The sequence below is a fragment of the Martelella sp. genome (assembly GCF_984369615.1).
Genome location: NZ_CFHTCS010000113.1, coordinates 1 through 12,152, shown reverse-complemented (window position 1 = coordinate 12,152; position 12,152 = coordinate 1). Strand labels below are relative to the sequence as shown.

At 62.5% G+C, this 12,152-nt stretch carries 9 protein-coding genes, 1 pseudogene and 1 riboswitch; of the genes and pseudogenes, 7 read left to right on the top strand and 3 right to left on the bottom strand.

Going from position 1 to position 12,152, the window contains the following annotated elements:
- Positions 1-565, bottom strand: a pseudogene (locus AC5DC2_RS11095) (phosphomethylpyrimidine synthase ThiC); the annotation flags it as partial.
- A gap of 98 nt (positions 566-663) precedes the next feature.
- Positions 664-780, bottom strand: a riboswitch (TPP riboswitch).
- A 128-nt stretch (positions 781-908) separates the two neighbouring features.
- On the opposite strand from AC5DC2_RS11095, the gene AC5DC2_RS11090 reads away from it, so the two are divergent.
- Entirely contained in the window at positions 909-1,838 is a 930-nt protein-coding gene (locus AC5DC2_RS11090; RefSeq protein WP_491698515.1) for an NAD(P)-dependent oxidoreductase, read from the top strand.
- On the opposite strand, the gene AC5DC2_RS11085 is transcribed toward AC5DC2_RS11090, so the two are convergent.
- On the bottom strand, positions 1,828-2,520 hold the full coding sequence (locus AC5DC2_RS11085; protein ID WP_024707629.1) for a GntR family transcriptional regulator: 693 nt from the start codon (positions 2,518-2,520) through the stop codon (positions 1,828-1,830). The genes AC5DC2_RS11090 and AC5DC2_RS11085 overlap by 11 nt on opposite strands.
- Before the next feature lie 595 nt (positions 2,521-3,115).
- On the opposite strand from AC5DC2_RS11085, the gene AC5DC2_RS11080 reads away from it, so the two are divergent.
- From AC5DC2_RS11080 to AC5DC2_RS11055, 6 genes are all read left to right on the top strand, one after another.
- Positions 3,116-4,378, top strand: coding sequence for an ABC transporter substrate-binding protein (locus tag AC5DC2_RS11080; protein ID WP_491698514.1), 1,263 nt, complete (start codon positions 3,116-3,118; stop codon positions 4,376-4,378).
- A gap of 99 nt (positions 4,379-4,477) precedes the next feature.
- Positions 4,478-5,443 (top strand): carbohydrate ABC transporter permease, encoded by a 966-nt coding sequence (locus tag AC5DC2_RS11075; protein ID WP_024707631.1) that lies wholly within the window; start codon positions 4,478-4,480, stop codon positions 5,441-5,443.
- Positions 5,440-6,528 carry a carbohydrate ABC transporter permease gene (locus AC5DC2_RS11070; RefSeq protein WP_491698513.1) on the top strand — a complete coding sequence of 363 codons (1,089 nt, stop codon included), beginning with the start codon at positions 5,440-5,442 and terminating at the stop codon, positions 6,526-6,528. Before AC5DC2_RS11075 ends, AC5DC2_RS11070 begins: the two co-directional genes overlap by 4 nt.
- A 13-nt stretch (positions 6,529-6,541) precedes the next feature.
- A complete protein-coding gene (locus tag AC5DC2_RS11065; RefSeq protein WP_024707633.1) occupies positions 6,542-7,624 on the top strand; it encodes an ABC transporter ATP-binding protein in 1,083 nt (360 codons plus the stop codon).
- Positions 7,621-9,288, top strand: a complete 1,668-nt coding sequence (locus AC5DC2_RS11060; protein WP_491698512.1) for a glycoside hydrolase family 43 protein — start codon at positions 7,621-7,623, stop codon at positions 9,286-9,288. Before AC5DC2_RS11065 ends, AC5DC2_RS11060 begins: the two co-directional genes overlap by 4 nt.
- 161 nt (positions 9,289-9,449) lie before the next feature.
- Positions 9,450-11,621: an alpha-glucuronidase family glycosyl hydrolase gene (locus AC5DC2_RS11055; protein WP_491698511.1), complete on the top strand. Its 2,172-nt coding sequence runs from the start codon at positions 9,450-9,452 to the stop codon at positions 11,619-11,621.
- Positions 11,622-11,839: 218 nt separating this feature from the next.
- Here the strand turns inward: AC5DC2_RS11055 and AC5DC2_RS11050 are convergent.
- On the bottom strand, positions 11,840-12,152 hold a 313-nt coding region (locus AC5DC2_RS11050), incomplete at its 5' end, for a proline racemase family protein (RefSeq protein WP_491698510.1).

Below are 12,152 nucleotides of genomic sequence, written 5' to 3'. Positions count from 1 at the left end.
CGGGGATGATTGCCCGGCCTTCCGCCACTTCATTTCGTACGAATTCGGGCGTGATGAAATCCGGGATCGTTGCGCCGAAGGCTTCGCCATCGCGCATCAAGGCCTCTTTCGCAGCCCTGCGCCCGAGATTTTCGCGGATGGCGACAAATTCCATTTCGGGCGTCACGATCCCGGCGCGGGCATAGGCCAGCTGGGTCACGGCGCGACCGCCCGTCGCCCGCCGCGGCCGATGGCGCACGGGAAATTCCGGCACCAGGCGCGCGCCCTCGGCAAAGCCGTTGTCCTCGGGTTTCACATGGCGGCCGTCATGGGCCTGTGTGTCGCCGCGCGCGACGATCCAGTCTTCGCGCAGCCGCGGCAGGCCGCCCTCGATGGTAAAGGCGGCATCCGGATCGGTATAGGGGCCGGAACTGTCATAGACGGTGACGGGCGGCTCGCCGGCGCTCGGATGCACATCGATCTCGCGCATGGGGATGCGGATATCGGGGTGAAGCACGCCCTTGTGCCAGACGCGGCGGGACGCCGGCAGCGGGCCTTTGGTGACGGTCGGAGATAAATCTTGCATCGGTCGGAGCCTCCATAGCTCTTGGCGTTGGAGACCCAGTTCGACGTTGAATGGAGGAGGCCGCGCATTGCATCCGATAGGAATAGCAGGCTTGATCCCGCGCAGCCGATGCACCATCCCTACGCCAGTGTGAACTGGATCAGGTTCATCGGGTCACTGCGCTGCGCAAGCCAGCAGTATCTCAGCCCCTTGTCGGGACCCCCCGGGTGAGCGCACCGAAATTGCGCCGGATGGACCGACTTGTCAATGCCTGCGTCAACGGAGCGATATACCCGTTTTCCGAATTTTTCACTTTCATAAGTTTCGTTTCTCGAAACAAGGATGAGGCGTTACGGTGTGTTCCATGTCTGACCAGAACGCGCTTGCGATGAGGAGCAAACCGACAGGCTTCATCGGCCTCGGCACGATGGGAACGCCGATGGCGCTGAACCTTGTTCATGCCGGAATGCCGGTCGTCGTCTGGAACCGGACGCCGGAACGCTGCCTGCCGCTCGAAAGGGCCGGCGCTGGCGCGGCGTTGACGGTGGACGACCTCTTTTCCCGGTGCGAAACGGTGCTCCTGATGCTCGAGAACGAGGGCGCCACGGACAGCGTTCTCGGACGCGCAACGGACCGCTTCGCCGAACGGGTCGGTGGACATTGCATTGTCTCCCTGGGCACCGTTTCGGCAGACTACTCCCGCAAGCTTTCCAAAGAGATCAGCGCCGCCGGAGGCCGTTACGTGGAGGCTCCGGTCTCCGGTTCCCGCAAGCCGGCCGAGGCCGGGCAACTCATCGGCATGCTCGCGGGGGCGCCGGAGGATCTCGTCCCCCTGCACACCCTTCTGGCCCCGGTCTGCAAACAGGTTTTCGACTGCGGCGCCGTGCCGGCGGCCTTGCAGATGAAACTTGCGGTCAACACCTTCCTGATCACCATGGTGACGGGACTGGCGGAGGCGGGACACTTCGCGGCGCGGCACGGGCTCGCCATGGACCGCTTCGCAGAAATCCTGAACGCCGGACCGATGGCCAGCGACGTTTCCAGAATCAAGGTCGACATGCTCCGGCGCCGTGACTTTGCCCGCCAGGCCGGAATTTCCGATGTCCTGAAGAACAGCCGCCTTGTGGTCGACGCGGCAAAGTCTGCAGGCGCCGCCTTTCCGCTGATGGAGGCCTGCACGGCGCTCTATGCGGAGACGGAGGCCATGGGCAGCAGGGCGGACGACATGATCGCCGTCGTCCGGGCGTTCGAGGCCCGCGCGGAACGGCGCGGCGGCGCCCCGCCTATTCCTTGAAATAGTCGCTGTACTTGCGGGCGATGACGGGCAGGTCGCGCAGAACGTCGCGCAGATGCGCGCGCATCTCCATCTCCGCCCGCTCGGGGTTATGGGCGGCAATCGCTTCCACAATGGCAAAGTGTTGCGCCGGTATGCCTTTCGAGGGTTCCTTGCTCAAGGCCAGGAAGCGGACGCGGTCGAGTTGCGCCTTCTGCATTTCGATCACGTTCCAGGCGAAGGGCAGATCCGCGCCTTGCGCCAGCGTCTTGTGAAACAGGTCGTCCAGTTCCATGAAATCGGAAGCGGCGCGCGCCTGCGCGTCATTCTGATGTTCAAGCTGACGATAAAGCGCGTCGATCTGAGGCTTGGTCATCAGCCGCGCCGCCGCGCGCGCGACGTCGGCCTCGATAGCCTCGCGAATGGCCTGAATCTGAACCACCTTCGAAATCGAAATCTGCGGAACGCTGCTGCCGCTCTTGGGACGGATGTCGAGCATGCCCTGCTCGGCAAGCAGGATAAAGGTCTCGCGCACCGGCTGGCGCGAGACCTTCAGCGCTTCGGCAACACCGGCTTCCGAGACCCGGCGACCGGGTACAAGAAAATTGCGGATGATCGCGTTGCGCAGCTTCCTGTGCACCTGCGGGGCGATCGCCTTGGTGAAATCGACCGGCCCCAGAAAATCGAGACTCGCTTCCGTCATGTCCATCTCCGGCCGCGGTACGACAAAAAGTCGCGGCAATTGTCAACCATACCACCTCATAGGCAATGGATACCATACCATATAGCGCAAATATGCGGAAAATCGATGCGGGTACTCGCACTTTTCGGCACTGTGACGACATTATGCGCAAACCAAGCCCAGCCTTTTCCGTCCGGAATCAACCGATTCCGGGCGCGGGCGATCGATTGATGCCGTACGTCATCGGGCAATTGCCGCTGCGTCTTCAATCGCGGCCTCTCGCGCTGAAGACTCAAATAATTCAGGCACTTCGACGGACAACCCGCTTCGGAAAGTCGCGCATTTTCGTGTTTGCGGCGGCGCGTCAATGCGGGCGTAAACCCCATACGCCGCCTAGCGCATCGGCCCAAGAATCGGAATCGATTTTCGGAAAGCATGATGCGTAGATTCAATAGGTTAGAGCGTCCTTTGTGCGTCCGAATGGACGCACGGCGCTTTAGCAGACAGCGCGTCCGTTCGCCGCGCACTGCGCAGGCGTGTTGACACTTCATAATGGTATGGTAGTTTCGCCTTGCCGATTGGCATTGACGTTCTATTCCATTCCGGGAGGTTTGACATGAATTGCCTTACAAGACGCTTCGCTGCGCTGACGCTGTCAGCAGCGTCCATCTCGCTTGCGGGCGGCGCCCAGGCGCAGGAAATCACGGTCCAGGCGCTGGATCAGTATCTCCAGCCCGTTATCGACGCCTTCGAGGCGGAAAACCCGGGCACAAAGGTTAATCTTGAAGTGGTCAGCTATCAGTCGGTCGCCGAGAGCCTGCCTGTGCAGCTGGCGTCGGGCGGAGGACCCGACATTTCGGTGGTGACGGATCTCGGCGGGTTGTCCAAATATTATCTGGACCTCACGCCCTATGTCGACCAGGCCTATTTTGAAAAGCAATTTGGTATGGTACTTGACTGGATGCGCGGCGAGAACGCCGATCCGAACGGCATCTATGGCCTGCCGGATTCGATCACCGTCACCGGCGGCTTCGTCAACAAGACGCTGTTCGAACAGGCCGGTATCGACCTGCCCGCCGACGACGCGACATGGGCGGAGTGGGGCGCGGCCGCCCACGCGGTCGCCGAGGCGACCAATACCGACTTCCCCTTCGAGATGGACCGTTCCGGCCACCGCTTCGCGGCCATGGCCATTTCCTATGGCGCCGAGCTTGTCGACGACGAGGGCATGCCGGTTATCGAGGAAGGGCTGCGCAACGCCATCGCGCAGTTCGTGGAATGGCACCGGGACGGCACCATGCCGCTCGATCTCTGGGGCGCCGTCGGCGGCGCGACCATGCGCGACAACTTCACCGATTTCGTCAATGCGACGGCGGTTCTTTACTACGGCGGCTCCTGGCAGCTTCGCCGTCTGGATGAAGAGGTCGGCGATTTCTTCGACTGGGAAGTGATCGATTCGCCCTGCGGCGTTGCCGCCTGCTCTGCCATGCCCGGCGGCGGCGCGCTGGCCGGCTTCAAGCACACGGACGAGCCCGAACTGGTCGGCAAGTTCCTGAACTTCGCCGCGCGCGACGAAAATCTGCGGACGATGATCTCCTCGGCCGTCAATATCCCGACGGCGCAGTCGATGATCGAATCCGGCATTGAGTATCGCGGCGTCTCCGACAAGGTGCAGAGCGCGCTCGACACATTCATCAACCAGATTCCGAAAATGGCACCGGCGGCCTACCGTTTCCAGGGCTGGCCGTTCCAGCGTGCGATGATGAATTCGCTGACCACGCGCATCAGCCAGGTGATCAACAACGAGATGGACATCGATACGGCGCTCGAACGCATCGACCAGGATGTCCGGCTGGCCATCTCCGCAGCCCGGAACTGATCCCCATCACGGTCCCGAGGCCGCGGCTGCCGTTCGCAGCCGCGGTCCGGGGCGACAAAACCCGAAGGTGACATCGTGACGAGTGGTACGGTCTCAACCATGCTGGGAACAGCGGCTTCGCTGCCGGCCCGCGCAGTCAACCCCTTGTGGAAATGGCTTCAAAAGACGATCGGCGTCAAACGGCTTCCATGGGCCTTTCTGGCACCGAACATGGCGAGCGTCCTGTTCTTTTCCCTGCTGCCGGTCTTCATCAATATCTATTATTCGGTGACCGGCAGCGACAATCTGTTCCTCGACGAGCGCCCTTTTGTCGGCGGCTCGAACTATGCCACGCTGCTGGCCTGTGAAAACTATCTCGATCCCGCCACCTGCTCGCGCGATCTGTTCTGGCGCGCGCTTGGCAATCTCGTCATGTTCGTTCCCCTGCAGGTGATGTTCATGATGGGCGTGGCGCTGATCACCGCAATCGCGCTCAACGGCAAGATCCGGGCGCGCGGCTTCTTCCGCGGCGTCTTCTTCTTCCCCGTCATGCTCTCGCCGGTTGTGGTGGCGCTCACCTGGCAATGGATATTGCAGCGGAACGGCATCCTGAACGGCATTCTCGGGGTCTTCGGCCTCGAACGCTTCACCTGGCTTGCCGATCCGCACTGGGCGTTTTTCTGGACGATCTTCGTTACCGTGTGGGCGCATTCGGGCTTCTTCATGATCATCTTGCTCGCCGGACTGCAGTCGATCCCGCAGGATGTCTATGAGGCGGCGAAGATGGACAGGGCGTCGCCCTGGCGGGTCTTCACCCGCATCACCGTTCCCATGCTCAGACCCGTTCTGTTGGTGGTCTTCATTCTCGCCGTCATCCGCTCGGTCCAGACTTTCGATGAAATTTACGTGCTGACCGGCGGCGGGCCCGGCTCTGCCACCATGCTTCTGGTTCAGTATATCTATGAAACGGGCTTTGCCGCGCAGCCGCGCAATTACGGCCTTGCCGCCGCCGCTTCACTGCTTCTCGGCGCAGCGCTCCTCGTCTTCACGCTCGTTCAGATGAAGCTCTCGGGAGACAGGAAATGACCATGCAGGCTTCTTCGCAAAACCGTCGCGGCATCATTCCGTTCCTGACGCGCAAACAGGGTGGCATCAAGGCGACGTGGGGCGATTATGTCACCTATGGCTATCTACTGCTCGGCGTCGTGGTCATGCTGCTGCCCGTGCTGTGGGTGCTGATCTCGTCGTTCAAGGCGCCCGCCAACCTGTCCGAATATCCGCCGACGCTTCTGCCGCAGACGATCCAGACGACGGAGGTTGAAGGCTATGACGAGCCTTTGCCGCTGTTCGAGGTCGCCCAGGAAGACGGGTCGGTCAGGCAGATGGCGCAAATCCGCCGCCTCGGCATCAAGGCACAGATGGTGGATCCGGAAAACCCGGAAGCGGGCCGGGTGACCGTCGATGTCAATGACGCAGCACCGGTCCGGCAGTTTCATCTTGCCTTCGAGAATTATCGCGAATTGCTGGAAACCTCCGGCGGCAATATCTGGCTGAACATCTACAACTCGGCCTTCATCACGGTGGTCGCGACGATCATCACCCTGGTGATGAACTCCATGGCCGCGTTCGCGCTGTCAAAATACAAGTTCACCGGCTCGACCGTGGCGCTTGTCGCCATCATCGCGACGCTGATGGTGCCGCCGACCGTGATTCTTGTTCCCACCTATCTGATCGTCTCCGAACTCGGGCTGGTCAACAATCTGTGGGGCGTCATCCTGCCGACGGTGGCCACGCCGACGGGCGTGTTCCTGCTGCGCCAGTATATGCTCACCATTCCCGACGAGCTCCTGGAAGCGGCCCGTATGGACCACGCGTCCGAATGGCAGATCTACTGGCGGATCGTGCTGCCGCTCTCGACACCGGCGCTGGCCGTCGTCGCCGTATTCTCGGTGATGAGCCGCTGGAACGATTTCCTGCTGCCCCTGATCGTGCTCAACCGTCCCGAAGTTCACACATTGCAGCTCGCCCTTGCAGGTTTCCAGACCGAAAACGGCATTGTCTGGCATCTGCTGCTGGCAATGACGACCCTGACCGCGCTTCCGCTGGCCTGCGCCTTCCTGTTCCTGCAGCGCTATATCACCGCCGGCATCGCGTCCTCGGGCGTCAAGTAAAAGGCTACCACCGATGGCTAATCTCAAACTCAAGAACCTCAACAAGACCTTCGGCGCCGTCAAGGTCATCCCGAATGTCGATCTCGAGATCGAGGACGGCGAGTTCGTCGTCTTCGTCGGCCCGTCCGGCTGCGGAAAATCGACCCTGCTGCGCATGATCGCCGGTCTCGAAACCGCGACCTCCGGCGACATCCTGATCGATGAGAAAAGCGTCGTGCGCACGCCCGCGGCCGATCGCGGCGTTTCCATGGTGTTCCAGTCCTATGCGCTCTATCCGCACATGACGGTTCGGCAGAACCTCAGCTTCGGGCTTGAAAATATCGGCATGCCGAAGGCGGAAATCGAAAAGCGCATCCAGGCGGCTTCCGTGCTGCTGCAGATCGACGAGCTTCTGAACCGGCGGCCCACACAGCTTTCCGGCGGCCAGCGGCAGCGCGTGGCCATCGGCCGCTCGATCGTGCGCGAGCCGAAGATTTTCCTGTTCGACGAACCGTTGTCGAACCTTGATGCCGAGCTGCGCGTCGTCATGCGTTTCGAGATCAATGCGCTCCACGAGCGGCTTGGCAACACCATGATCTACGTGACCCACGACCAGATCGAAGCCATGACCATGGCCGACAAGATCGTGGTGCTGCGCAAGGGCAATATCGAGCAGGTCGGCGCGCCGCTGGAACTCTACAATCATCCGAACAACAAGTTCGTGGCCGGCTTCATCGGCTCGCCCCGGATGAATTTCCTCGATGGCCGTATCGTTCGTGTCGGCGACGGCGAACTCGCCTTCGGCTCTTCGAAGCTCGGCAACATCACCCTTGCGGCCCCACAATTGCCGGTCAGCGACGGCCAGGATGTCAGTTTCGGTATCCGCCCGGAAGACCTGGAGGTTGTCGGAGACGGCAGCGCCGGCTGGCGGTTCGCCGTCTCCATTGCCGAACAGCACGGCCGCGATACTTACCTTCATGGCAAGCTGGAAGACGGCACGGAGATTTTGCTACACAAGCCCGGCCAGTTCGAAACGCGGCGCGGCGACGTGCTCGTCGTTCGGCCGCGGCAGGGCGCATGGCATCTCTTCGACACAAACGAGCAGGCAATCCGATGACAGACAGCATGATCACCAATCCCATCCTGCCCGGGTTCAATCCGGACCCTTCGATCTGCCGTGTCGGCGACGACTACTATATCGCCACCTCGACCTTCGAATGGTATCCCGGCGTGCAGATCCACCATTCGCGCGATCTGGCCAACTGGACGCTGGTCAGCCGGCCGCTGGCGCGCGCCGATCTGCTTGACATGCGCGGCAACCCGGACAGCTGCGGTATCTGGGCGCCGTGCCTGACCCATGCCGATGGCCTGTTCTGGCTGATCTACACGGACGTCAAACGGCTTTCCGGCAGCTTCAAGGATGCGCCGAATTACCTGACGACCGCGCCCTCGATCGCCGGCCCGTGGTCGCAGCGCATCTATCTGAATTCCAGCGGTTTCGATCCCTCGCTGTTTCACGCACCGGACGGGAAGAAATATCTGGTCAATATGTTGTGGGACCACCGCCAGACCGGGCATGGCGACCAGTTCGCCGGCATTGTTTTGCAGGAATACAGCACCGCCGAGAAGAAGCTGGTCGGACCGGTTCACAACATCTTCAAGGGCACCGACCGGAAGCTCACCGAAGCGCCGCATCTCTATTTCCGCGACGGCTGGTATTACCTGATGACGGCCGAAGGCGGGACCGGCTACGACCACGCCGTGACGCTGGCACGCTCCCGCGACCTGCTTGGCCCTTACGAAGTGCATCCCAACAAGCATGTGCTGACCACGGCCTTTGCACCGGAGGCGCCCTTGCAGCGCTGTGGCCATGCCGATATCGTCGAGACGGCGGCGAGCGAGACCTATATGGTTCACCTCTGCTCCCGCCCGATTACGGTCAACAGTGCATCCGGCCGCGCCGAGACACGGCGCGACCTGCCGGGCTCCAACCTGGCGGAACGGCGTTCGCCGCTCGGCCGCGAAACGGCAATCCAGAAGGTGGAATGGCGGGACGACGGGTGGCTTTATCTTTCGGAAGGCGGCCTGCATCCGACCTCCGTTCATACGCCGCGGCCTCAGGGCATTGTGCCGGCCGCGCCCGCGCAGGAAGCGGTGCGCACGACCTTCGCTCCCGGCCCCCTGCCCCAGGCATTCCAGTGGCTGCGCAGCCCCGAGCCGGAGCGGTTGTTCTCACTTGACGCCAATCCGGGCCATCTTCGCATTTACGGCCGGCAATCGCCCGGCACCATGTTCGAGCATGCGCTTCTCGCACGGCGGCAGACGGCCCATCGCTATCGGGCCGCCACGCGCGTCGACTACGAACCGCGCGACTTCCAGAGCTTTGCCGGGCTGATGTGCTGGTACAATCAGTGCCAGTACCATTTCCTGAGCATCACCCGCGAAGACGACGGCAGCCGGGCGCTCCGGCTCATGTCCGCGCTCGGCGATTTCCCCTTCGGCAAGGCCGTCTTCTCGGGTGACCCCGTGCGGCTGCCCGACGGGCCGGTCGCGCTGCAGGCCACGGTCGATGTGACGGAGCTGCAGTTCAGCTGGCGGGTGCCCGATGGCGACTGGCAGGCGGTCGGTCCCGTGCTGGATGCGACCATCCTGTCGGACGAAGCCGGCGTTGGCGAGGGCAACAACTTCACCGGCGCTTTCGTCGGCATGGCCGCCTACGACATCAGCGGCCAGGGCCTCCCCGCCGATTTTGAATGGTTCGACTACGAACTGCCGGGCTAGGCGCTTCTCCTCCCTGACGCCTTCCTGAAAACCGCAGACAGACCCGGCTTTGGCGCCCGAGCGCCGAAGACGGGCGAGGTTTGCTCCCTGAAATACGGATGACGCCGAAAGCGGCCCATCGGCGGCGGCCCGCGTCATCCGGTTCCGACGGTAATAAATCGATGAACACCCTGCTATCGCACCTGCTCAAACTGGAAGCGGCCAAGACCGGCCAACATTGCGCCGCATCGGCTGTCGACGAAGATGGTTATGATCTCTGGCTGCGCTACCGCCCGCTTGCGGAACCCCGCCGGGATGCGGTGGACAAGGCCGTCCGTGCCTTTGTTTTCGGCGCTGCAAGCCCGACGATGACGGCGGCCCGGGAAGAACTGGAGCGCGCCTTCTTCGCGATGCTGGTCAAATGTGTTCCGGTTCTCCAGGACGGCGAGATCTGCGACGGCGCGGTCGTTGCCGGAACGCCTGAAAACCTGCCCTTGATCGCCGCTCTGGACCTGCCGCTTTCGGACCTTGGCAAGGAAGGCTACCGCGTTTTCAGCCTGACCCATGACGGCAAGCGCGTCACGGCCATCGCCGCCAACTCCGATATTGGCGTGCTCTATGGCTGCTTCGCCTTCCTGCGTCACATCCAGACGGGCGGCGATCCGGCAAAGATCGACCTTGCTTCCGCGCCGAAACTCGACCTCAGGCTTCTCAATCACTGGGACAATCTCGACGGATCGGTCGAGCGCGGCTATTCCGGTCATTCCATCTGGGACTGGTGGACGCTGCCCGATTACGTCAACCGGCGCTATATCGACTATGCCCGTGCCAATGCCTCCATCGGTCTCAACGGTACGGTGCTGAACAATGTGAATGCCGCACCGGACATTCTGAGTGCATTCTATCTCCAGAAGGCCGCGAAGCTTGCGGACATCTTTCGGCCTTACGGGCTGAAGGTGTTCCTTTCGGTCAATTTCGCCTCTCCTTCGGCCTTGGGCGAACTGGCGACATCGGACCCCGCCGATCCCGCCGTGCAGCAATGGTGGAAGGACAAGGCGCGCGAGGTCTATCGCTTGATTCCCGATTTCGGCGGCTTTCTGGTCAAGGCCAATTCGGAAGGCCAGCCCGGTCCCGGCGACTACGGCCGCAGCCATGCCGAGGGCGCCAATATGCTGGCGGATGCGCTTGCGCCGCACGGCGGCATCCTGATCTGGCGGGCCTTCGTCTATGCCTCCGACCCCGGCACCGACCGCGCCACGGAAGCCCTGAGCGAATTCAAGCCGCTCGACGGCACCTTCCGTAACAACGTCCTTTTGCAGGTCAAGAACGGGCCGATCGACTTTCAGCCGCGCGAACCGGTCTCGCCCGCCTTCGGGCAGATCACGAAAACGCCGCTGGTCATGGAATTCCAGGTCACCAAGGAGTATCTCGGCCAGGCCACGCATCTGGCCTATCTCGGACCGGCCTTTGAGGAAGTGCTGAAATTCGACACCCATGCGCGCGGACCGGGAACAACCGTCAGCAGAATTCTCAAGGGTGAGGTCTTCCCGCAGAAGGTGACGGGGATTGCCGCGGTGGCCAATATCGGGACCGACCGCGACTGGACGGGCGGCACGTTCAACCAGGCCAACTGGTATGTCTATGGCCGGTTGGCATGGAACCCCGATGAAACGGCCGCCGCCATTGCCGAAGACTGGGTGAAGATGACCTTTACCGACGAACCCGGTTTCGTCCGCACCGTCGTTGACATGATGATGGGCTCTCACGAGACGCTGGTGAACTACATGATGCCTTATGGCCTGCACCATCAGGTGGCAACGGGCCACCATTACGGGCCGGGACCGTGGGTGAGCGAGCTGGATCGGCCGGAGTGGAACCCGACCTATTATAACCGCGCGGATGAAAACGGCATCGGCTTCAACCGCCTGTCCGACGGGAGCAATGCGGTTGCCCAGTACAGCCCCGAGGTGACGGCCCTGTTTTCCGACCCGCACGGCTTCGACGAGCGTTATCTGCTCTGGTTTCACCATGTCCCGTGGGATTTTCCGCTGACCTGCGGAAAGACGCTCTGGGAAGGCCTTGCGACGCGCTACGACGAGGGCGTGGACGGCGTTTCGCGCATGATGAAATCCTGGGAGAGCCTGCGCCCGCAGGTGGACAGCCAGCGTTTCGAGCAGGTGCGCGCTTTTCTCCAAATCCAGCATCGCGAGGCGAAGTGGTGGCGTGACGCATGCCTTGCCTATTTCTCCGCCATCGCCCGTCGTCCGCTGCCGGAAGGACACGCTGCACCGGCGCATACGCTGGAGCACTATCGCACCATCCACTTCCGCTTTGCGCCGGGGGACCCGGCGTGAGCGATCGGCGCACCGCGCTTGAAACCCATCGGTTTGTCCCGGACGCGATCTGCAGGGTCCTGTTTCGCCGGGGCTTCCGGCGTGGCGACGGCAGGCCTGTCGCAGTCGCTATAGGGATATCGCCGATTGTCGGCCGTTCAGGGCGAACACATTTTCGCGCTATCTCGCCGCCGTCGTGCAGGCGCCGTGACGGTGCAGCCTCGCTCTCCCGGCGCGGATCAGAGGACGATGCCGTTGCGGAAGGGATCTTCGGGGTGGAACACCAGTTCGGCCACGGAGATGACATAGGCCTTTCCCGTGATCGACGGGATCACGCCGCCCTTCTGTCCGGCCCTGTAGGAGAGCCGGTAGGTGGAGCCGATAATGCTTTCCTGCACGATCTCCTGGCCTTCGCCCACTTGCCCGGCGGCGGCAAGGCATGCGAGCCGCGCCGAACAGCCGGTCCCGCAGGGGGAGCGGTCATAGGCGTCGTCCGGGCAGAGCACGAAATTGCGGCTGTGCGCCACCGTATCGCCGGCCGGGCCGTAGAAG

Excerpts from the sequence above, each read along its gene's own strand:
- AC5DC2_RS11090 (WP_491698515.1), top strand. The coding sequence starts at position 909 with ATGTCTGACCAGAACGCGCTTGCGATGAGGAGCAAACCGACAGGCTTC.
- AC5DC2_RS11085 (WP_024707629.1), bottom strand. The coding sequence starts at position 2,520 with ATGACGGAAGCGAGTCTCGATTTTCTGGGGCCGGTCGATTTCACCAAG.
- AC5DC2_RS11080 (WP_491698514.1), top strand. The coding sequence starts at position 3,116 with ATGAATTGCCTTACAAGACGCTTCGCTGCGCTGACGCTGTCAGCAGCG.
- AC5DC2_RS11075 (WP_024707631.1), top strand. The coding sequence starts at position 4,478 with ATGCTGGGAACAGCGGCTTCGCTGCCGGCCCGCGCAGTCAACCCCTTG.
- AC5DC2_RS11070 (WP_491698513.1), top strand. The coding sequence starts at position 5,440 with ATGACCATGCAGGCTTCTTCGCAAAACCGTCGCGGCATCATTCCGTTC.
- AC5DC2_RS11065 (WP_024707633.1), top strand. The coding sequence starts at position 6,542 with ATGGCTAATCTCAAACTCAAGAACCTCAACAAGACCTTCGGCGCCGTC.
- AC5DC2_RS11060 (WP_491698512.1), top strand. The coding sequence starts at position 7,621 with ATGACAGACAGCATGATCACCAATCCCATCCTGCCCGGGTTCAATCCG.
- AC5DC2_RS11055 (WP_491698511.1), top strand. The coding sequence starts at position 9,450 with ATGAACACCCTGCTATCGCACCTGCTCAAACTGGAAGCGGCCAAGACC.